The organism is Bifidobacterium asteroides (assembly GCF_009683175.1).
GTDB lineage: Bacteria > Actinomycetota > Actinomycetes > Actinomycetales > Bifidobacteriaceae > Bombiscardovia > Bombiscardovia asteroides_H.
In genome coordinates, this window is record NZ_WKKW01000004.1 from 52,876 (window position 1) to 74,729 (window position 21,854).

The 21,854-nt window shown below is 65.0% G+C and carries 17 protein-coding genes; 3 read left to right on the top strand and 14 right to left on the bottom strand.

Translation table 11 applies throughout. The features are described from left to right. Positions 1-21: 21 nt before the first annotated feature. Positions 22-816 (top strand): fructosamine kinase family protein, encoded by a 795-nt coding sequence (locus GKC41_RS06475; RefSeq protein ID WP_154313490.1) that lies wholly within the window; start codon positions 22-24, stop codon positions 814-816. 10 nt (positions 817-826) lie between these two features. Here the strand turns inward: GKC41_RS06475 and dnaJ are convergent, their stop codons facing one another. Together dnaJ and hrcA are read right to left on the bottom strand one after the other, a co-directional pair. Continuing rightward, the gene (gene dnaJ, locus GKC41_RS06480; protein WP_324612079.1) at positions 827-1,963 is read right to left on the bottom strand and encodes a molecular chaperone DnaJ; all 1,137 of its coding nucleotides are present in this window, start codon (positions 1,961-1,963) and stop codon (positions 827-829) included. Positions 1,964-2,047: 84 nt separating this feature from the next. Beyond that, positions 2,048-3,121, bottom strand: a complete 1,074-nt coding sequence (gene hrcA / locus GKC41_RS06485; protein ID WP_154313491.1) for a heat-inducible transcriptional repressor HrcA — start codon at positions 3,119-3,121, stop codon at positions 2,048-2,050. Positions 3,122-3,305: 184 nt separating this feature from the next. On the opposite strand from hrcA, the gene tkt reads away from it, so the two are divergent. Together tkt and tal are read left to right on the top strand one after the other, a co-directional pair. Continuing rightward, positions 3,306-5,408 (top strand): transketolase, encoded by a 2,103-nt coding sequence (gene tkt / locus GKC41_RS06490; RefSeq protein WP_154313492.1) that lies wholly within the window; start codon positions 3,306-3,308, stop codon positions 5,406-5,408. Positions 5,409-5,564: 156 nt separating this feature from the next. After that, positions 5,565-6,674 carry a transaldolase gene (gene tal, locus GKC41_RS06495; protein WP_154313493.1) on the top strand — a complete coding sequence of 370 codons (1,110 nt, stop codon included), beginning with the start codon at positions 5,565-5,567 and terminating at the stop codon, positions 6,672-6,674. A gap of 79 nt (positions 6,675-6,753) precedes the next feature. Here the strand turns inward: tal and hemH are convergent, their stop codons facing one another. The 12 genes from hemH to GKC41_RS06555 form a co-directional block, all read right to left on the bottom strand. After that, the gene (gene hemH, locus GKC41_RS06500) at positions 6,754-7,677 is read right to left on the bottom strand and encodes a ferrochelatase (RefSeq protein WP_154313494.1); all 924 of its coding nucleotides are present in this window, start codon (positions 7,675-7,677) and stop codon (positions 6,754-6,756) included. Further along, positions 7,670-9,067 carry an MFS transporter gene (locus tag GKC41_RS06505; protein ID WP_154313495.1) on the bottom strand — a complete coding sequence of 466 codons (1,398 nt, stop codon included), beginning with the start codon at positions 9,065-9,067 and terminating at the stop codon, positions 7,670-7,672. The genes hemH and GKC41_RS06505 overlap by 8 nt, the downstream gene beginning before the upstream one ends. Positions 9,068-9,071: 4 nt before the next feature. Continuing rightward, positions 9,072-9,830 (bottom strand): hydrogen peroxide-dependent heme synthase, encoded by a 759-nt coding sequence (hemQ, locus tag GKC41_RS06510; protein ID WP_154313496.1) that lies wholly within the window; start codon positions 9,828-9,830, stop codon positions 9,072-9,074. Positions 9,831-10,062: 232 nt separating this feature from the next. Then, entirely contained in the window at positions 10,063-10,311 is a 249-nt protein-coding gene (gene secG, locus GKC41_RS06515; RefSeq protein WP_045935382.1) for a preprotein translocase subunit SecG, read from the bottom strand. Positions 10,312-10,371: 60 nt separating this feature from the next. Continuing rightward, complete coding sequence (gene tpiA / locus GKC41_RS06520; RefSeq protein WP_154313498.1) at positions 10,372-11,154, bottom strand: triose-phosphate isomerase; 783 nt, start codon at positions 11,152-11,154, stop codon at positions 10,372-10,374. A gap of 90 nt (positions 11,155-11,244) precedes the next feature. Beyond that, positions 11,245-12,441 (bottom strand): phosphoglycerate kinase, encoded by a 1,197-nt coding sequence (locus GKC41_RS06525; RefSeq protein ID WP_154313499.1) that lies wholly within the window; start codon positions 12,439-12,441, stop codon positions 11,245-11,247. 79 nt (positions 12,442-12,520) lie between these two features. Next, positions 12,521-13,480 carry a DNA-binding protein WhiA gene (gene whiA / locus GKC41_RS06530; RefSeq protein WP_045935384.1) on the bottom strand — a complete coding sequence of 320 codons (960 nt, stop codon included), beginning with the start codon at positions 13,478-13,480 and terminating at the stop codon, positions 12,521-12,523. Positions 13,481-13,600: 120 nt separating this feature from the next. Beyond that, a complete protein-coding gene (gene rapZ, locus GKC41_RS06535) occupies positions 13,601-14,494 on the bottom strand; it encodes an RNase adapter RapZ (RefSeq protein WP_154313572.1) in 894 nt (297 codons plus the stop codon). Between the two features lie 2 nt (positions 14,495-14,496). After that, the gene (locus tag GKC41_RS06540; RefSeq protein WP_154313500.1) at positions 14,497-15,456 is read right to left on the bottom strand and encodes a shikimate dehydrogenase family protein; all 960 of its coding nucleotides are present in this window, start codon (positions 15,454-15,456) and stop codon (positions 14,497-14,499) included. A 61-nt stretch (positions 15,457-15,517) separates the two neighbouring features. Next, a complete protein-coding gene (uvrC, locus tag GKC41_RS06545; protein WP_154313501.1) occupies positions 15,518-17,818 on the bottom strand; it encodes an excinuclease ABC subunit UvrC in 2,301 nt (766 codons plus the stop codon). Further along, the gene (gene uvrA, locus GKC41_RS06550) at positions 17,815-20,736 is read right to left on the bottom strand and encodes an excinuclease ABC subunit UvrA (protein ID WP_154313573.1); all 2,922 of its coding nucleotides are present in this window, start codon (positions 20,734-20,736) and stop codon (positions 17,815-17,817) included. The genes uvrC and uvrA overlap by 4 nt, the downstream gene beginning before the upstream one ends. 162 nt (positions 20,737-20,898) lie before the next feature. Beyond that, positions 20,899-21,501: a DNA-3-methyladenine glycosylase I gene (locus tag GKC41_RS06555; protein WP_154313502.1), complete on the bottom strand. Its 603-nt coding sequence runs from the start codon at positions 21,499-21,501 to the stop codon at positions 20,899-20,901. Between the last annotated feature and the right edge of the window lie 353 nt (positions 21,502-21,854).

The window sequence follows — 21,854 nt, forward strand, 5'->3', positions numbered from 1 at the left end:
CGAATAGGGGTGTGGATCATCATGGCCAAGACCTACAGAAAATCCAGGGGCGGGGCCCCGGCGGGATTCTTCGAGTGCGAGGGGCGCGGGCTTCAATGGCTGGGCCAGGCCCAGGCGCAGGGCGGTCCCCGGGTGGTGGACGTCTACGGCTGGGGCCCGGACTACCTGGACATCGAGGAGGTGGCCTCCGCCTCCCCCACGCCTGGCGCGGCCTACCGCTTCGGCGCCCAGCTGGCCCACATGCATGATGCCGGGGCCGACCACTTCGGCTCCGCGCCCGAGGGCTACACGGGCACCTGCTACTTCGGACCCCTGCAGGATCCGCTGCCCATGGACGTGGGTGCCTGGGACGACCCGGCCACCTACTGGGCCAAGGGGCGGCTGGAGCCCATGGTGGGCATGGCCATGGATCGACGGGCTCTGAACCGCGATGACATGAAGATGACCGAAGATGTGATCCAGGCCCTGCCGCAGCTGTTGGGCCCGGCTGCCAATGACAAGCCTGCCCGTGTCCACGGGGACCTCTGGAGCGGGAACGTCATGTGGACCAGGAATGACGGGAACACCCAGGCCGTTCTGATCGACCCTGCGGCCCACGGCGGCCACCGCGAGGAGGACCTGGCCATGCTGCAGCTGTTCGGCATCCCCTACCTGGGGCAGATTCTGGACGGTTACCAGAGCGTACATCCCCTGGCGGCCGGCTACCAGAACCGGACCACGCTCTGGCAGCTCTACGCCATCGCCGGGCACTGCGCATTCTTCGGCGGCGGCTATGTGAGCGAATACCGGTCCATGTGCCGGTCGCTGCTGGGCTGACTCAGCCGCCTCAGCTGAAGATGTCCTTGAGCTTGCCGAAGATCCCCTTGCGGCCCCCGACTCCAGCAGGCTTGGCGCTCTGCGGGACCTGCTTGGCTTCTGAGTCGTGGCTGTTGGCGAAGTCCTCAATCAGGCGGCGCTGATCGTCGTCCAGCTTGGTGGGGATCTGGACCAGCACGTGGACGATGATGTCGCCGCGCTCCTCCCGGTTGCCGAGCCTGGTTACTCCCAGGCCCTTGATGGTGATCTCCTGGTCGGGCTGGCAGCCTGCGGGAATATCCACCTGGCGCTGGCCGTCGAAGGTCTCCAGGTCGACCTGGTGGCCCAGCACGGCCCAGGTCATGGGCACGGCGATCCAGCAGTGCAGGTCCTGGCCGCTGCGGGTGTAGTGCTTGTCGGGCTTGATGCTGATGTCCACATACAGGTCGCCGGCGGCACCGCCGCCCTCGCCCACCTCGCCCTGGGAGGCCAGCCGCAGGCGGGAGCCGTCAGCCACGCCAGCGGGCACGTTGACGCCCACCTCGCGCCGGGTGCGCACACGGCCATGGCCGTTGCAGACCGGGCAGGGATGCTCGATGATGGTGCCGTGGCCCTCGCACCGCTCGCAGGGTGCCTGGCTCATCATCTGGCCCAGCAGGGTCCGCACCACTTTCTGGGCATAGCCCTTGCCGTTGCAGACCGGGCAGGTCACCGGGGAGGTCCCCTTCTGGGCCCCCGAGCCGCCGCACTCCTGGCAGAGGCCGTAGGTGCTGATGGGGGTGCGTACCACGCCGCCGAAGATGGCGGTCTTCATGTCCACGGAGACCTGGGCCAGGGCGTCCCGGCCGGGCTGGGTGCGCGGAATGGGCCCCTGGGTGGTGCCCCCGAAGCCGCCGCCGAAGAACTGGTTGAAGACGTCGCCCATGTCGAAGGGGCTGCCCCCCTGGGAGGCCTGGGGATCGTTGGGGTCCACGCCCGCGTCGTACATGCGCCGCTTCTCGGGGTCGGAGAGCACCTCGTAGGCGCTGTTGACCTCCTTGAACTTGTCCTCGTATTCAGGCCCGGCGATGTCCGGGTGGTACTTGCGGCTCATCTTGCGATAGGCGCGCTTGATGTCCTGATCGCTCGCGCCGCGCTCGACTCCCAAAACCTCGTAGTAATCTGCCACCGATCATCCTTTTCGTTTGATGCCCTCTCGACCCATAGTTGCATGGGCCCACGATACCTATGACTTATGCCCTTGCCCTGACGGTCACGGCTCCCCGTCGCCGGCCAGGAAACCGGTCAGATAGGAGGCCACAGCACGAACCGCGCTCATGGTCGCCGGATAGTCCATATGGGTCGGGCCGATGGAGCCCACAAAGGCCACGGGTTCGTCCGCTTCGGAGCCGTCGGTCTGCCTGGACCGGGCATGCCCGTATCCGCTGGTCACCACCGAGGCGTGGGCCAGCTCCGGGGTCCGGGTCTCGGTGCCGATGGCCACGCTGACTCCGTTGCTTTCACGTGAGAGCTCGCTCTGGGCCCGCATGAGCCGCATGAGCACCACCTGTTCCTCCAGGGCGTCCAGCAGCGAGCCCAGATCCCCCAGGGAGACGGCCTGGCTGTGGGTCAGCTGGGAGGTGCCAGCCATGTAGAGGCCGCTGGTCTGCTCCCGCGTGGCCATCTCGTCGAAGACCGTGGCCACCAGGCGCAGCATGGACTTGTCTCGGCCCTCGGTGAGGGAGTCGGCCAGCATGCGGCAGCGGTCGGCGGCGCGGTCCAGGGGCAGGTCCTGGCATTGTCTGTTGATCTTGTCGGACAGGTCCGCCAGGGCGTTCGGGTCCTCCTGCAGGGGCCCGTGCAGGGTGCGCTGGACCACCCGGCCGGTGTCGGTGATGACCACCATAAGTACGGTCCCCCGGCTCAGTCCTATAAGCTCGGCCCGGCGCAGGTTCGAGCTGGCCAGGGAGGGCGAGGCCACCACGGCGATCTGCCCGGTGATCTGGGCCAGAAGACGGGCGGCGTGCTGCAGGGTGTCCTCCAGGTTGACCGACCCGGACAGGAAGGCGTTGATCCCCCGGCGCTGGGCGGCGGACAGAGGCACGATGGTGGCCAGCCTGTCGACGAAGTAACGGTAGCCCTTCTGGGTGGGGATGCGGCCGGCCGAGGTGTGGGGCTGGATCAGGTAGCCCTCGCTCTCCAGGGCCGCCATGTCGTTGCGCACGGTGGCGGAGCTGACTCCAAGCTGATGATTTCTGGTGAGCGAACCCGACCCTACCGGCTCGCGAGAACGAATATAGTCCTCGACGACCGCGCGCAGCACCAGCATGCGTCTGGTATTAGGCAATGTCGCTCCTTCCGTCATGGTTTCATTATTAGCACTCGGGCCATGAGAGTGCCAAAACGTCGTGCGAAGAGCCGAATTGTGTCGTCTCAAACCGATACGATGGAAACGCATAGTGAAGGTAATCGAACATTTTCGACACAAGTCGAACATGGAGACCTCTACATTGGAAGGAAAGCAGCACCATATGGCAGATTTCACATGGTCCGAACTCGATGAGCGGGCTGTCAAAATGGCCAAGGTCCTCTCGGCCGACGCGGTCGAGAAGGCCGGAAGCGGCCATCCCGGCTCCCCTATTTCGCTGGCGCCCATCGCTTACGCGCTCTACCAGCACTTCATCCGTCATGACCCCAACGACCCCGACTGGGTTGGGCGTGATCGGTTCATTCTTTCCGGCGGCCACGCCTCGCTGACCCAGTACGTGCAGCTCTACTTCTCCGGGTACGGACTGACCCTGGACGATCTGAAGCGCTTCCGCACCGCCGGCACCAGGACCCCCGGCCACCCCGAGTACGGCCTGACCCCCGGCATCGAGATGACCACCGGCCCGCTGGGCCAGGGTCTGGCCTCGGCCGTGGGCTTCGCCTATGGTCAGCGCTACGAGCGCGGTCTGCTGGATCCGGACGCACCCGAGGGGCAGTCCCCCTTCGACCATAAGGTCTGGGTCATCTGCGGCGAGGGCGACGTCGAGGAGGGCGTCTCCTCCGAGGCCAGCTCCCTGGCCGGCGACCAGCGCCTGGGCAACCTGACCGTCATCTTCGATGCCAACCACATCCAGATCGAGGGCGACACCCGCATCGCCCTGGGCGAGGACATCCTCAAGCGCTACCAGGCCTACGGCTGGTACACCGACGAGTTCAGCTTCATCCAGCCCGACGGCTCCTACAAGGAGGACGTCGAGGGCCTGGCTGCCGTCCTGGAGAAGGCCGAGCAGGTCACCGACCGCCCCAAGTTCATCAAGGTGGACACCCTGATGGCCTGGCCAACCCCCGGCAAAACCAACGATCCTTCAGCCCACGGCTCAGCCCTGGGCGCCGAGGCCGTCGCCGGCCTGAAGAAGACCCTGGGCTACGACCCTGAGCAGAGCTTCCAGATTGACGAGGAGGCCCTGGCCCACGCCCGCGAGGTCGCCCAGCGCGGTCTGGCCGCCCACAAGGACTGGGACGAGAAGTACCAGGCCTGGCGCAAGGCCAACCCCGACAAGGCTGCCCTCTACGACCGCATCCATGCCGGCAAGCTGCCCGAGGGCTTCGACAAGGCCCTGGACGACCTGGAGGCTGGCTTCGAGCCCGGCTCCAAGGTGGCCACCCGCAAGGCCTCCGGCGCAGTCATCAACGCCCTGGCCCCCATCATGCCCGAGCTCTGGGGAGGATCCGCCGATCTGGGCGGCTCCAACAACACCAACATCAACGGTGCCGTCTCCTTCGCTCCCGAGGCCGACAAGACCGTCCAGTGGCCCAAGGCCAGCAAGTACGGCCGCCAGCTGCACTTCGGCGTACGCGAGTTCGGCATGGGCGCCATCACCAACGGCATCCTGCTGGGTTCGGACACCAGGCCCTACAACGGGACCTTCTTCCAGTTCAGCGACTATGAGCGCCCCTCGGTGCGCCTGGCCGCCCTGATGGACATCCCCAACCTGTATGTGTGGACCCACGACTCCGTGGCCCTGGGCGAGGATGGCCCCACCCACCAGCCCATCGAGCACCTGACCGCCGTGCGCGCCATCCCCCAGATGGAGGTTGTGCGCCCGGCCGATCAGTACGAGACCGCTGAGGCCTACCGCGCCTTCTTCGAGAAGGACAACACCCACCCCACGGCCATGATCCTGACCAGGCAGGGCGTGCCCACCCTGGAGGAGACCAAGGCCAAGGCCCGCGAAGGCGTGCGCAAGGGCGCCTACGTGCTGGTCGACACCGAGGGCCAGCCCGACGTGCTGATCATGGCCTCCGGCTCCGAGGTGCAGCACGCTGTGGCCGCCTCCAAGACCCTGGCCGAGCAGGGCGTCAAGGCCCGCGTCATCTCCGTGCCCTCGCTGGAGTGGTTCGAGGAGCAGGACGACGAGTACAAGGAAGCCGTTCTGCCCGCCTCCGTGAAGGCCCGCGTCTCCGTTGAGGCCGGACTGGCCACACCCTGGTACAAGTACCTAGGCAGCTATGGCAAGCCTGTCTCCATCGAGCAGTTCGGCCTGCAGGGCAGCGGCGACGAGAACATGCGCGACCTGGGCATCACCGCCGATCATGTGGTCGAAGCAGCACAGGCCTCCCTGGAGGAAGTCCGTCGGGCCCGCTGAACCCGGCATCGTGATCAATCGGGGGGCCGTCCGCGACGCCGGCCCCCTCCCCTACGGGCACGCCCGAAACGCGGGCCTGCGGGAATACAGCAACAGACTTCCCGGTAGTGCATAGTGAATGTGATTCCATCGGGAACCCAAATAAGGAGTGACAAGATGGCAGAAAATGCAAACACCCAGCGCACCAGCGATTCAGGTGTCTCGATCTGGTTGGACGATCTGAGCCGCACCCGCATCGAGTCGGGCAATCTGCAGCAGCTGATCGCCGAGCGCAATGTGGTGGGCGTGACCACCAACCCCTCGATTTTCCAAAAGGCCCTGAGCCAGGTGGGTCCCTATGACGAACAGCTCAAGCAGCTGGGCCGCATCCCCGTCGAGGAGGCCGTCCGCGAGCTGACCACCACCGACGTGCGCAACGCCACCGACATCTTCCGCGAGGTTGCCGAAAAGACCGACTACGTGGATGGACGCGTCTCCATCGAGGTCGATCCTCGTCTGGCCCACAACACCGAAGAGACCGAGAAGCAGGCCGAAGAGCTTTGGAACAAGGTCGATCGTCCCAACGCCATGATCAAGATCCCCGCCACCCTGGAGGGCCTGCCTGCCATCACCGCCACCCTGGCCAAGGGCATCTCGGTCAACGTGACCCTGATCTTCTCCCTGGAGCGCTACAAGCAGGTCATCGACGCCTTCATCGAGGGCATGGTCCAGGCCGACAAGAACGGCCATGACCTGAAGCACATGGGCTCGGTCGCCTCCTTCTTCGTCTCCCGCGTGGACACTGCGGTCGACAAGCTGCTGGAGGCCAACGGCTCTGACGAGGCCAAGTCCCTGGAGGGCAAGGCCGCTGTTGCCAACGCCCGCCTGGCCTACGAGCTCTTCGAGAAGGCCTTCGACAGCGATCCTCGCTGGGCCGACCTGGAAGCCAAGGGCGCCAAGCGTCAGCGTCCGCTCTGGGCCTCCACCGGCACCAAGAACGCCGCCTACTCCGACTGCAAGTACGTGGACGAGCTGGTGGCCCCCGACGTGGTCAACACCATGCCTGAGAAGACCTTGAACGCTCTGGCCGATCACGGCAACGGCGCTCCCTCTGTCAAGGGCACCTACGAGGAGAGCCACCAGGTGATGCAGAAGCTGGCAGACCTGGGCATCAACATCAAGGATGTGACCGACAAGCTGGAGGCCGATGGCGTCGCCGCCTTCATCGACTCCTGGGATTCGGTCCTCTCCGACGTGCAGAAGGGCATCGACCGCGTCAACGGCTGAGCGCCTGACTGACAGTCGCTGCCAATAAAGATTGTGCCCCCGTCCGGCTCAAACCGGACGGGGGCACAATTCGTATCAGTTACTCGGCCTTGGCCTCCTCGACCACCTGCTGCAGGGTGGCGATCAGGGCCGGGCTGTCGTTGGGCATGTTCAGCCTGGTCAGGGTGCCGCCGGCGGACTCGATGGCCTTGGCCAGCTCCATGTCCACGTCGTAGCAGATCTCCAGGTTGTCGGCGATGAATCCGATGGAGGCGGAGACAATGGTCTTCATGCCGCTCTCGGTGATCAGATCCTTGGCCACGGTGACGAAATCAGGCCCGATCCAGGGCTCCTGGGTGCGGCCTGCCGACTGCCAGGCCAGTACGTACTGGTCCTCATTGAGACCGGCTGCCCGGGCCACGGCATTGGACAGACCGATGACCTCATCCTTGTAGGGGTCCCCTCCCTGGATGATGCGCAGGGGCAGGGAGTGGGCGCTGAAGATCACCTTGGTGTCCGGCCGGTGGGTCAGATCCTTCTTGGCCACCAGCTGGTCGCTCCAGAAGTGGATCAGCTCCTGGTGGTTCCACCAGGACCGCACCGGCAGGTATTCCATGCCCGGATGGGCCTCGATGGCCTTGCGGGCGCGGTTGTGGTAGTCCTCGCTCGAATAGGAGGAGTACTGCGGGGCCAGCGGCAGGCCGATCACCCTGGTGATGCCATCGGCGGCGATCTGGTCGACCGCATCCTTGATGAAGGGGGTGATGTACTTCAGCCCCTCGTAGACCTTGTAGGCGCCGGGATGGGCCTTGTCCAGCGCAGCCTGGAGGCCGTCGCGCTGGGCCGTGGTGATCCTGGCCAGGGGCGAGGGCAGACCGATGGCCTTGTAGCGGCCGACCAGCTGGTCCATGAGCGGCTTGGGGGGCTCCTGCCCATGGCGGATGTTGGTGTAGTACCCCCTGATGTCGGACTCCTGGTAGGGGGTGCCGTAAGCCATGAGGAGGACTGCTGTAGGTTCAGTCATCAGCAACTTCTTTCTGTGAAAATGGAATGCAGTATGTCAGGCCGATATTGACCAGGGCTATGACGATGACCACCAGGAACATGTTCCTGTAGGAGGCCAGACCGGCCTGTCCGCCCGCCTTGCCCAGCTCAATGGCCGAGGCGAAGAGCAGGGGGGCGATGGTGGTGCCGATCTTCTTGCAGGCCGACAGCCCGCCGATGGCCTGCATCCGGTTCTCGGGCCCGGCCAGCCTTCCGGCAATGACCTGGAGCGGCGAGGACATCATGGAGCCCATGCCGACCCCCATCAGGAAGGACAGGACCATGAAGAGCTGCAGGTTGTGCAGGGTCAGGGTGATCACCAGAGCCATCAGGCCTATCAGCGACGACGAAAAGACCAGCGTGGTCCGGTAGCCGAACTTGTCGACCAGGAGACCGCCCAGCCAGGACCCGACCACGGAGCCGAGCCCGACGCCGACCATGACCATGCCGGCCGAGCGGACCGGGAGCCCGAAGACGGAGTGGACATAGGTCGGAATGTAGACGAAGAGGGAGAAGAACATGCCTCCCAGCGTTCCCAGCAGCAGGGTGAGCCCGTAGGAGGGCAGCTTCAGCAGGCGGATGGGTAGGAAGGGCATGGTTTCCTTTGAACCGCCCAGATTGCGCTCATGCACCAGGAAGACCGCGCCGGCCACCACTGTGACCAGGAGGCACCCGATGATCAGGGCCAGATAGGCGGTTCCGTACTGGAGGAAGGTGATCGCCACCATCAGCAGTGCCAGGGCGATGCTGAAGGAGCCCAGGCCCAGGTAGTCGGTCTTCCAGGCGCGGTCGGTCTGGGAGTCGCCCATCATGAACCAGGCCAGAATAAACAGGATGGCCAGGAAGGGCAGCATCATGAAGTAGTAGGCCCGCCATCCGTGGGTGATGCCCAGGAGCATGCCCGAAAGTACCGGGCTGACCATGGCGGAAAGGCCGGCGATGATGCCCACCGTGGAGACCTTCCTGCCCTGGTTGTTCCTGCGGGCGCGCTGCAGCAGGACGTTCATGGACAGGACCATGATGCCGCTGTCTCCCAGGGACTGGATGAACCGGCCCAGCAGCATGACCGCATAGTTGGGCGAGACCGCCGTCATCAGACATCCAAGGAACCAGAAGGCCAGCTCCCAGAGGAAGACCTTCCTGGTCCCGTGGGCGTCGGAGAGGTTGGAGGTGATGGGGGTGCCCACCACCAGGCCCAGCGTGTAGAGTCCGACCACCCAGGAGGAGCCCATGGTGGTCAGGCCGAAGGTCCGTGTGATGGACGGCAGCATGGTCGGCACCGCTCCCCCATCCAGCTGGGTGATGAAGACGATGACCATGAAGAACCATATGGGCGTGGAAAGGATCGATCTTCTCTCTCTTGTCGACATGGTGTTACTGTCCCATCTGGTCCGCGAGCAGCCTGTCGATGCGCTCGGGATCGGTATGGGTGCCTACCAGGAAGTAGGGGAATTCGCCGTAGATGGAACTGGCTTCGATGTAGCGCATCTCGGTGACGATCTTCTTGAATTGGACAGGGTCGTCGGCGAAGAGCGTGACGCCCCACTCGTAATCGTCCAGGCCGATGGAACCCGTCAGGATGATGGAGACCTTGCCGGCGTAGGAACGGCCGATCTTGCCATGGTCGTGCATGTAGGCCTTGCGCTGGTCGTAGGGCAGCGTGTACCAGTTGGCTCCGGGCACGCGGGTCTTCGACATGGGGTAGAAGCAGATGTAGGGCTTGTCGGGCGTCTTGGGATGCAGGCTGGCATTGACGTAGGACCAGCCGCGGTCCGTGGTCGGCTTGCCCGAGTAGAGGCCCACCTCGGTGACCGACACGTAGGAAATGGTAGGCTCCAGGTAATCGGACAGGCGCAGCTTCTCCAGGGAGGTTTCGACCTCCTGCAGCTGATCCAGGGTTTCCCTGAGGACCATCAGGCCCAGGTCGGCCTTCTGCCCGTTGACCTGGCACCAGTAATGGCTTCCCTTGCCCTGGGACTGGACCTCGTCCAGCTGTGCGGCCAGGGCCTTGAACTCATCCAGGCATTCCCGGCGTTCGTCCTGGGGCACTCGGCGCCACTTGGCCCAATCGATTTTCCAGAAGAGGTGAAGGCAAAACCAGCCCTCCAGACTCGGTGCAGCTTGCTCAGCCATGAGCACTTCCTTTCGCTTGCTTAGCTTGCACGGCATTGTGTGATGCGCCGCTCATCCGGCACACCGTTTCCACCTTATCCGTTGAGCGACTGAATCGTTGGATTATCGGTGCATAGTGAATGACATATTGTGGTAATAGTCAAGGACTAAGGGCCTTGAACCAAAGTCGTCCGGATATGGAAAAACCCCGGTCGATGCCGGGGTCGGGTATTTCAGGTATTGTCTGTCGGAATCAGGCCAGCTTGTACTTGGAAATGAGATCCAAGGCGATGATGATGGCCACCCAGATCAGGGCCACGATAATGGTCAGACGATTCAGGTTCTTCTCGGCTGCGCCCGAGGTGCCGGCGTTGGAGCCGATTCCACCGCCGAACATATCGGACAGGCCGCCGCCCTTGCCCTTGTGCAACAGAATCAGCATGGTCAGCAATATGCTGGCGAGGATGACGACGATTTGAAGCACAATCTTGACAATGGCCACGGCACATACCTCCACGTAAGGAACTGGAAACAAGTATACATACACCCGTCGAAAAACGCATCAGCCCTTGGCGGCCAGTCGCACAATCCGCGCGAACTCCTCCACATCCAGGGAGGCGCCGCCCACCAGAAAGCCGTCCACGTCCGGCTGGGTGATCATCTGGGAGGCGTTCTTGGAGGTGACCGAGCCGCCGTAAAGGATGCGTACGGCCTGGCCGGCAGAATCTCCGAACTTGCCTGAAATGTGATCGCGGATGGCCCTGGCGGCCTGCTGGGCGGTGTCCGGGGTGGCCACCATACCGGTGCCGATGGCCCAGACCGGCTCGTAGGCCACGATCAGGTTGTCCATGTCCTCCTTGGCCAGGTCTCGGGTGACGTCGTTGACCTGACCAACGGCGAAGTCAAGCTGGATGCCCTGGCGACGCTCCTCGTAGCTCTCCCCCACGCAGAGGATGGGCTTCATGTCCGCAGCCAGGACGGCCCGGACCTGGTCGACGATGTTGGCATCGTCCTCGGGATGGTACTTGCGCCGCTCGGAATGGCCCACTATGACGTAACTGCAGCCCAGTTGGGCCAGCATGTCGGCGGACACATCCCCGGTAAAGGCCCCCTGTGCGGTGACGGAGACGGCCTGCGCCCCGTATTCGATGGGCAGGTTGTCGGCCTCCACCAGCACCTGGACGGAACGCAGGGCGGTGAAGGCGGGCATGAGAGCCACCTGGCAGCGCCTGCGGTCGAAATGGGCATCGCGCAGGAGCCAGGCCAGCTTCTGCACGAAATAGGTGGCTTCCAGGTGGTCGAAGTTCATCTTCCAATTGCCGGCCACCAGGGGAATGCGTGCCATACCAGACCTTTCCATCCGCGCAACAACAGCAATGCCGGGCCGCCGGATGCGAAACCCGGTGACCCGGCATTGCCCGTCTGTCTGCCGATTCTACTCCAGCACCTTCAGACCCGGAAGCTCCTTGCCCTCAAGGAACTCCAGGGAGGCGCCGCCGCCGGTGGAGATGTGCGAGAAGCCATCCTCGGGGAAGCCCAGGTTGCGCACGGCAGAAGCGGAGTCGCCGCCGCCGACGATGGTGAAGGCTCCGGCCTTGGTCGCATCGACCAGACCCTGGGCCACAGCCCGGGTGCCATCGGCGAATGCCGGGAACTCGAAGACGCCCATGGGGCCGTTCCAGACCACGGTCTTGGAGTCCACGATCTTGTCGTGGAAGAGCTTCTGGGAGTCGGGGCCGATGTCCAGACCCATCTTGTCCGCGGGGATGCCGTCGGCAGGAACCACCTGGTGGGGCGAATCCGCCTTGAACTCGTCAGCCACCACGATGTCGGTGGGCAGGACCAGCTCCACGCCCTTCTCGCGGGCGGTGGCCATGTAGCCCTTGACGGTATCGACCTGATCCTCCTCCAGCAGGGAGGAACCGACCTCATGGCCCTCGGCCTTGAGGAAGGTGAAGACCATGCCGCCGCCGATGACCAGACGGTCGGCCTTGCTGAGCAGGTTCTCGATGACGCCCAGCTTGTCGGAGACCTTGGAGCCGCCCAGGACCACAGTGAAGGGCCGCTCGGGGTTCTCGGTCGCCTTGGACAGGGCCTTGACCTCCTTCTCGACCAGCAGGCCTGCCGCAGAGGGCAGGAACTTGGCCACGGAGTAGTTGGAGCCCTGGGCACGGTGGACCACACCGAAGCCGTCGGAGACGAAGACATCACCCAGGTCGGCGATCTTGCGGGCGTAGGCATCGCGCTCGGCCTCGTCCTTGCTGGTCTCCTCGGGGTTGTAGCGCACGTTCTGCAGCAGGACCACGTCGCCGTCGTTCATGGCGGCCACCTTGGCATGGGCATCGGGACCGTAGGTGTCCTCGGCCAGAGGAACCTGCACGCCCAGCAGCTCGCCCAGGCGGGCGGCCACGGGGGCCAGGCTCAGCTCGGGGACGACCTTGCCCTTGGGGCGACCCAGGTGGGCCATGAGGATGACCTTGGCGCCCTGGCCACGAAGCTGCTCGATGGTTGGCAAGGCGGCGCGGATGCGACCGTCGTCCGTAATGGTGGTGCCGTCCAGCGGCACATTGAAGTCCGCGCGGACGAGCACGCGCTTGCCCTTGAGATCACCGAGGCTCTTCAGTGTTTTCATGCGTATCCTTTCTGACTGCGGGTCCATGCGCCCGCTCCCCTGCCATGGTACTCAGGCAGACCGACCTGTGTGAGCTATCTCACTCTTGTTTGGCCTGTTCCTCGGCCCTCTTCTTTTCGACCTTGGTGGCCAGCTGCAGCAGGCGGCGGATGCGTCCGGCGATGGCGTCCTTGGTGACCGGTGGATCGGCCAGGCGGCCCAGCTCTTCAAGGGAGGCCTCGCGGTGGTCCAGACGGAGCTGGCCGGCCGCACGCAGGTTCTCGGGGATGTCGTCGCCCAGAATTTCAAAGGCCTTGGTGACCTTGGCGCTGGCCTCGACGGCTGCCTTGGCCGACCGGCGCATGTTGGCATCGTCGAAGTTGGCCAGGCGGTTGGCCTTACCACGGGACTCACCGTCGCTGCGCTTGCCGGTCCACTCCCTGGAGGACTTGGGGGCGCCCATGAGGTTGAGCATGCGTTCGATGACGTCCGGATCGCGCAGGGTGACGCGCTCGGAGCTGCGCACCTGGCGGGCCTTGGCGTTGATGCCCAGACGGCGGGCTGCGCCCACCAGGGCCAGGGCGGCCTCGGATCCGGGGCAGACGATCTCCAGGTAGGAGGCCTTGCCCGGGTCGGACAGCTCGCCATGGGCCAGGAAGGCCCCTCGCCAGGCGGCCTTGACCTGGGCGATGTTGCCGGAGACTATGTCGGCGGGAAGACCGCGAACCGGGTGCTTGCGGCGGTCCAGCAGACCGGTCTGCAGGGCCAGGGCGCCGCCAGCCCGCAGCACTCGGACCGAGTAGCGGGTCAGGTTGCCGGTGGGGGCCTGACGCTTGACCTGGATCAGATCGGAATCATGGCCGTAGACGTCCCTGATGGTGTTCTGCAACCACTGCGCTGCCGGCAGGGAATCGAATTGCGCTTCCACCACAATGTGACGCTGAATGATGTGCAGACCGCCGCCGAAGCGGATCATTGCCGCCGATTGCGCTTTCTTGGCAGAGGGGGGTTCGTTGTCAATCGCGGCCAGCTCGCTTTTGACATCATCAAGTAGGGCCAAGAGCCGTCCTCCTACGAAAAAATACTGAAAAATGAATACTTCCTGGCCGCGCGACACACCTGCCGTGCAAACCACCGGATTACTGTGATACCGAATATCTTGGACAAATTGTGCCTTTGGCTATCCGCGGGAACGGTGCGGCAGCTCGCGGGCCGAGACCGTCACCTCCATTCCCCGGGACCGCAGGCGGGCGGCCAGAGCGTCGGCCATGGCCACTGAGCGGTGCTGTCCGCCAGTGCAGCCAAAGGCGATGGTCACATAGTGTTTGTCCTCGCGTGCATAGCCGCTGAGCGCGGTCAGAATGGCGGTGGTGTAGGCATCCAAAAACTCCTTGGCGCCCTTGCTGGCCATCACATAGTCGCGGACCGGGCCGTCATGGCCGTTCAGGTCCCGCAGCTCGGGGACCCAGTAGGGGTTGGGCAGGAAGCGGACGTCGGCGACGAAGTCGGCATCGATGGGCAGCCCGTACTTGAACCCGAAGCTCATGATGTGCACGCCCACGGTGGTCGGGCCGGAGCCCAGGACCATTTCGTACAGGCGGGTGGAGAGCTGATGGATGCTCAGGTTGGAGGTGTCGATGACCATATCGGCACGCTCCTTGAGCCCGCCCAGCAGGCGGCGCTCCTCGCGGATGCCGTCGATCAGGCGGCCCGAGCCCTGCAGGGGGTGGGGTCGGCGGACGGATTCATAGCGTTTGACCAGCACCTGGTCGGAGGCATCCAGAAAGAGGATGCGGCAGCGCACGCCCAGGTCGTCCAGGTGGCTGAGCACGGCCGACAGGTCGTCGAAGTAGGAGCGGGACCGGACGTCGATGACGGCGGCCAGGCGGTGCAGGGAGCTTCCGGCCGAGGTCATCATGTCGACCAGGGGCACCAGCAGGCGCGGTGGCATGTTGTCGACCACATACCAGCCCATGTCCTCCATGGAGTCGGCGGCGCGGGAGCGGCCTGCGCCGGACATGCCCGTGATCAGCAGTACCTCGAAGCCTGCGAAGGGCGGTTTTTCCGTCGTCATCGTCATGCCTCCCTCAAGGCTTGGTCCATGGCGGCCACCGGTACAGCGGCCAGGGGTCGCTCGGTCATCAGCGCCACCTGACGCACGGCTTGATAGAGCAGCATGCGTTCACCGCTGATGGCCCGGGCGCCCGGCCGACGGCAGAAGGCTCTCATGAGCGGGGTGGGCCGTGGGTCATAGACCACATCCAGAAGGACCGGGCCCATGCGGCTGCCGCCATCAGCCGTATTGAACAAATCGGCCAGGGGATCGGCTGCACCCGAAGGCAGGGTGGAGACGACGATATCGCCCTTGGTCAGGGCCCTTTCGGCTGCCTCAGCCTGGTCCATGGCGGTGACGGTTGGCTCAGGCAGACCCAATCGGGAGGCAAGGTCCAACATGTGGTCACAGTGCTCCGGGTTGCGGGCCAGCAGGTCCACACGCTCGACCCCCAGCACCTTCAAGGCACAGAAGGCGGACTCGGCGGTGTTCCCGTTGCCGATGACCAGGGCCTGCGCTCCCCCATACGGTTGGTCAGGAAGCCGGTCCTGCCGACCCTGACCGGCTGCCTTAAGCAGGGCGGCCAGATCGTCAGGGTCGTCGTCGGCCCGGCAGCGGTCGGCAGCCTCCAGCAGGGCGGCCACAATCCCCTCCACGTCGGTGTTGTACAGGGACAGGCCCCTGGCTGGGCCGCCCTGTGCAAAGACTGCTGTGTTGGCCACGCCCAGGGTGCTGGACCAGCAGTCACGAAAATCGCCCATGGGGCCAACGGCACTCTTCAGGGGCATGGTCAGGCTGAGACCGGCCCAGGTCGGGTCAAGCCCGTGGATAAAGTCCGCCAGGCCGTCAGCGTCCATGCGCACACGGTCGTAGCGCCAACCGTCCAGGCCCAGTGCGGCGTAGGCCGAGCGATGCAGGAGGGGCGAAAGGGAATGGCTGATGGGGTCGCCCAGAACGGCACAACGACAATCAGGTCCATTCATGTCTGCAATCACGCACCAATCAAGATCAGGGCATGGCCTTCTGCCAGCCTTCTGGGCCATTTTATCGCTGGCTGTCCCCGGCCTGGTCCTGGTCGCTGTGCAGGGCCCGGTAGATGGCCTCGGCCTTGGCGGAGCCGATGCCCTTGACGGCCTCAAGCTCCTCCTGGGAGGCCTGACGCATGCGCTTGACCGAACCGAAGTGATTGAGCAGCTTCTTCTGATAGGCGGGACCAATGCCCGGAATCTCATCCAGGGCCGACCGGAGGGCACCCTTGCGCCGGGTCTGCCGGTGATAGGTGATGGCGAACCGGTGGGATTCGTCGCGCACCCGTTGCAGCAGGTACATGCCCTCGGACTGGCGCTTGAGGATGATGGGATAGTCGTCGTCAGGCACCCAGACCTCCTCCAGGCGCTTGGCCAGGCCGCACAGGGCCACATCGTCCACCCCGCAGTCGTGCAGGGCCCGGGCGGCGGCGGTCACCTGGGGCTTGCCGCCGTCGACCACGACCAGGTTGGGCTTGTAGGCGAAGTGACGGGCGGTGGTGTTCTGCTGGACGATGGCGCCCTCCTCCTGCTCCACCAACTCGGGTGCCTTGTCACTGGCCTTTCGCTCAGCCTCCATGCTGTCACCGCTGTCGCCCGCGATGTTGCCGTGGCGGAAGCGTCGGGTCAGGGTCTCGTAGATGGCGCTCATGTCGTCCACAGCGCCCTTGCCGTCCTCGCCGCGGATGGCGAATCGACGGTATTCGGACTTCTTGGGGACAGCGTCCTCGAAGACCACCATGGAGGCCACCTGGAACTGGCCGCCCACCGTGTTGGAGATGTCATAGCACTCGATGCGCAGCGGGGCGCGGTCCAGTCCAAGGGCCTTGGCCACGTCGTTCATGGCCTGGGTGCGGGTGCCCATGTCGCTCATGCGGCTGAGCTTGCTGCGCTGCAGGGCCTGGCGGGCGTTGGCATTGGCCCGGTCCATCAGGGACTTCTTCTCACCCCGGCTGGCCACCCGGATGGTCACTGCGGAACCGCGCAGCTCACGCAGCCACTCCTGCAGGTCGCCGGTCCGATCCGGCTGGATGGGGACGATGACCTCGGGAGGCACCGGCGAGATGGGGGCCAACAGGTCGGCGCGTCCGGTCTGATCCTGATGCTGGTGTCGGCTCCTGGTGGCCTTGGCCCGGGCTTCGGCGTCCAGGGCCGTGACCTTCTGGGTGGAGCCCATGGCATCCCTGTCCTGGCTGATGGAGACCTGGGTATCGGAATCTCCGGGCAGCTTGTGCAACTCGCTGTCGTTCTCATTCATCAGGTCCGAGTAGACCTGCACCAACAGGTCGCTGATCAGCTCGCTGTCGGAGACGTCCTCCACCCGCTCCACGCTCCAGTTGCGTTCGCCCCGGATGGCTCCCGAGCGCACGAAGAAGGCGTGGACCGAGGCCTCCAGTTCGTCAGAGGCCACGCCGAAGACGTCCACATCCACGTTGGAGGCGAAGGCGACGGCATTCTGTTCGATGACCGTGTCCAGCATGGCGATCTGGTCGCGCAGACGGGCGGCCTTCTCGAAGTCCAGCTCCTTGCTGGCCTTCTGCATGCTTCTGGTCAGCCCGGCCCGGTAGCTCTTGCCCAGCCTTCCGGTGATGACCCCGGTCAGCTCCGTGCACAGACGCCGGTGGTCGCTGGCGCTAATCCGGCCCACACAGGGTGCCGAGCATTTGCCGATGGAGGCCAGCAGGCAGGGGCGGCCGCTGAGCTTGGCCTTGCGGAAGACACCGGGGGTGCAGGTGCGCACCGGATAGGTCTTGAGCAGGGCATCCAGAGTGTGCTTCATGTCCCAGACCTTGGCGTAGGGGCCGAAGTAGCGGGTGTCGTGCCGCTTGCGCACGCGGGTCATCCACACCCGGGGGAACTCCTCGCCCACGGAGACGGCCAGGTAGGGGTAGGTCTTGTCGTCGCGCAGCTTGACGTTGAAGTGTGGATCGAACTCCTTGATCCAGGTGTATTCAAGGGTCAGGGACTCCAGGTCGGTGCCCACCACGGTCCACTCCAGGCTCCGGGCCGTCAGCACCATGGTCTGGGTGCGCGGGTGCAGGTTTTCCAAGGGCTGGAAGTAGTTGGTCAGACGGTTGCGCAGGTTCTTGGCCTTGCCCACGTAGATGACCCGGCCGTCGCCGTCCCGCCACTTGTAGACGCCCGGCTGGGTGGGGATGTCGGAGGTCTTGGGGCGGAAGAGGTCCCGGCTGTCCCCCAGCAGGGGCGCGCCGTTCTTGTTGACGCCGGTCGTGGTGCCGGTGGCGGACTCCTCCTCCAGGGCTTGGGCGGTGCGTCGCCATACCTGCGGCGTGTGCCGCTCGAAGCAGCTGCGGGTCATGATTGTGCAGCCTTGGCGACCTTGGCGGGATCAAGCATGGGCTTGAGGTACTTGCCGGTCCAGCTGTCCGGATTGGCGGCCACCTGCTCGGGAGTGCCCTGGGCCACCACGGTGCCGCCGCCGTCGCCGCCCTCCGGTCCCAGGTCGATGATCCAGTCGGCGGTCTTGATCACATCCAGGTTGTGCTCGATGACGATGACCGTGTTGCCCTTGTCGACCAGGCCGTGCAGGACCTTGAGCAGCTTGCGGACATCTTCGAAGTGCAGGCCCGTGGTGGGCTCGTCCAGGATGTAGACGGTCTTGCCGTCGGAGCGCCGCTGTAGTTCGGTGGCCAGCTTGACCCGCTGTGACTCGCCTCCGGACAGGGTGGGTGCCGGCTGGCCCAGACGGATGTAGCCCAGGCCCACGTCCACCAGGGTGTCCAGATAGCGGGCGATGGAGGGATAGGCCTTGAAGAAGTGGGCGGCCTCCTCGATGGGCATATCCAGCACGTCCGAGACGGTCTTGCCGTTGTAGGTGACTTCCAGGGTCTCCCTGTTGTAGCGCTTGCCGTGGCAGGTCTCGCACTGCACGTAGACGTCGGGCAGGAAGTTCATCTCGATCTTGATGGTTCCGTCACCGTGGCAGGTCTCGCAGCGGCCGCCCTTGACGTTGAAGGAGAAGCGGCCCGGACCATAGCCGCGCACCTGGGCCTCGGGGGTCTTGGCGAAGAGCTGGCGGATCTTGTCCCAGACGCCGGTGTAGGTGGCCGGGTTGGAGCGCGGGGTGCGGCCGATGGGGTTCTGGTCCACATGGATGACCTTGCGCACCTGGTCCACGCCCTCCACCCGGGTGTGCTTGCCGGGCACGATGCGGGCGTTGTTGAGCTGGTCGGCCAGGACCGGATAGAGGATGGAGTTGACCAGGGTGGACTTGCCGGAGCCGGAGACGCCGGTGACCAGGGTCATGACCCCCAGCGGGAAGGAGACCTTGAGATTCTTCAGGTTGTTCTCGCGAGCCCCCACCACGGTCAGCTGACGGGTCTTGCTGGTCTTTCGGCGGCGCTTGGGCACCTCGATGGAACGGCGACCGGCGATGTAGTCGGCGGTGATTGAGCGGGAGGCCTTGACCAGGTCCTGCGAGCGCCCGGAGAAGATGACCTCCCCGCCATGCTCGCCGGCCCCCGGGCCGATGTCGACCAGCCAGTCGGCCTGGCGGATGGTGTCCTCGTCGTGCTCGACCACAATCAGGGTGTTGCCCAGGTCGCGCAGCCGCTGCAGGGTCTTGATCAGCCGGTCGTTGTCCCGCTGGTGCAGGCCGATGGAGGGCTCGTCCAGCACGTACATGACGCCCACCAGGCCCGAGCCGATCTGGGTGGCCAGGCGGATGCGCTGCGCCTCGCCGCCGGAGAGGGTGGCCGCCGCCCGGGACAGGGTCAGATAGTTCAGACCCACGTCGTTGAGGAAGCGCAAGCGGGCGCGGATCTCCTTGAGGACCTCGCCGGCGATCTTGGCCAGGGCGCCCTCCATGTGCAGGCCCTCCACCCACTTCAGGCTGGCGGACACGGCCATGTCGCAGACCTGGGCGATGGACAGGCCGTCCACGGTCACGGCCAGGACCTCGGGCTTCAGACGCTTGCCCTGGCAGACCTGGCAGGGCACCTCGCGCATATAGGACTCGTAATACTGCTTCATGGGCTGCGAGTCGGTCTCGTCGTGGCGGCGCATCAGGGTGCGGACCACGCCCTCGAACCCGGTGGTGTACTCGCGCAGGCGGCCCCAGCGGTTCCGGTAGGAGACGTCCACCTTGAAGTCGTGCCCGTACATGACGGCATGACGGACCTCCTCGGGCAGGTCCTTCCAGGGGGTCGAGGTGGAGAAGCCCATCTCCTTGGCCAGGCCGTCCAGCAGATGGCCGTAGAAGCGCTGCTGGCTCTTGGTGCCGCTCCAGGGCTCCACAGCCCCGTCCTTGAGGCTCTTCTCCGGGTCGGGCACCACCAGCTCGGGGTCGATCTCCAGGTTGAATCCCAGGCCGGTGCAGGCCGGGCAGGCTCCATAGGGGGCGTTGAAGGAGAAGGTCCGGGGCTCGATCTCGTCCAGCTCCAGCTCGTGGCCGTTGGGGCAGGAACGCTTTTCGGAGAAGGGCTGGCGGCGCTCGGGGTCCTTGGCATCCAGATCCACGAAGTCGGCCACCACCGTGCCCTTGGCCAGGCGTAGGGCGGTCTCCACGGAGTCGGTCAGCCGCTGGCGCATGCCCTCGCGGATGACCAGCCGGTCCACCACCACCTCGATGGTGTGCTTCTTCTGCTTGGTCAGCTTGATGGAGTCGGACAGCTGGTGCATGTCCCCGTCGATGATGGCCCGGGAGTAGCCGTCGGAGCGCAGGAGCTCAAGGGTCTCCACGAACTCGCCCTTGCGGCCCTTGACGATGGGGGCCAGCAGCTGGAAGCGGGTCCCCTCCGGCCTGGACATGAGGGTGTCGACGATCTGCTGTGGTGTCTGGGCGCGTACCTCGGCCCCGCAGACCGGGCAGTGGGGAATGCCGGTCCTGGCGAAGAGCAGGCGCAGATAGTCGTAGACCTCGGTGATGGTGCCCACCGTGGACCGGGGGTTGCGGTTGGTGGTCTTCTGGTCGATGGAGACGGCCGGGCTCAGACCCTCAATGAAGTCCACATCGGGCTTGTCCATCTGCCCCAGGAACTGGCGGGCATAGGCGGAAAGGGACTCCACATAGCGGCGCTGCCCCTCGGCGAAGAGGGTGTCGAAGGCCAGGGAGGACTTGCCGGAGCCCGACAGGCCGGTGAAGACCACCATCCGGTTGCGGGGTATGGACAGGTTGACGTTCTTGAGGTTGTGGGCCCGTGCGCCCTGGATGACGATCTTGCGGTCGTTGGGCACCATGGACAGGTCCGCCACCAGGGACCCCTTGGATTCGATCATGCGCGGGTTCTCGATGGCCGCGTCCACTGTCGACTTAGGCTTGTTCTGCTGCTTCACGTGCTTCCCATCCGCTTCCCTGAAGACCCATGGCCAAGGCTGAGGCCAAAGCCTGACCATAATATCGCCGGGGCCGAATAATTCGAACAGGTGTTCGACGACGGCTTAGATGGACGGGGCGGGCGAATCCAGGGGCGGACTGCCGCAGCCGTTGAGGAAGCAGTCGTGCTGGTGGTCGTTGATCATACCGGCTGCCTGGAGGAAAGAGTGGACCGTCACCGGCCCCAGGAAGCGCAGGCCCAGGTCGCGCATGTCCTTGCAGACGATGGCTGACAGGTGGTCGTAGCGCGGTATGGAGGGGTCGTCCGGGTAGTCGTGGTTGATGGTTTGGCCACCGGTGAAGGACCAGCAGTAGCGGTCGAATGCCTCCCCGGGAAATTGTCGGGCGATCAGGGCCGCGTTGGCCACCGTGGCTTCGATCTTGCGACGATTGCGGATGATGGCTGGGTCGGCCATGAGAGAGTCGATTCGGTCCGCGTCGAATGCTGCGACGGCCTGAATATCGAAGTTGTCGAAATCCCTGAAGAGGGCCTGGCGGCGGTGCAGGACCAGCTTCCAGCTGAGCCCACACTGGAATATCTCCAGGGAGAGCATGGCGAAGAGCCTCTGGGAGCCGTGAAGGGGGCGACCCCACTCACGGTCGTGGTAGCTGCGCATGAGTGGGTCGTCCACCCGGGCCCAATCACATCGATGTGAAGGTTCGGCCATGCTGCACTCCCCTCTCCTGTGTTCGGCTTCAGGCTAGCACCGGCGGCCGCCCGGAACGGGTGGTCAATACCACTGAGCCAGGCGGGCTGATTTAGAGTTGGAGCAGAGGCCGGTCGGCCCATGCCCGGGGCAATCCCAAAGGCGGCAGTACGGTTGCGGCCGGCAAGGAGAGGAAGCATGTGCCATGACTGACAAGGACAATCCGCGCAGACTCTGGACCGACGATGAGGACCCGGTCGAGAGGGCCAAGCGCACCTCCCCTGCCATGCAGGGCAGCCAATCAAATTCACACTCGTCATCGGCGACCCAGGAATCGAGAAATGGAAGTTCGGCATCTTCGGGTGCATCGGCTT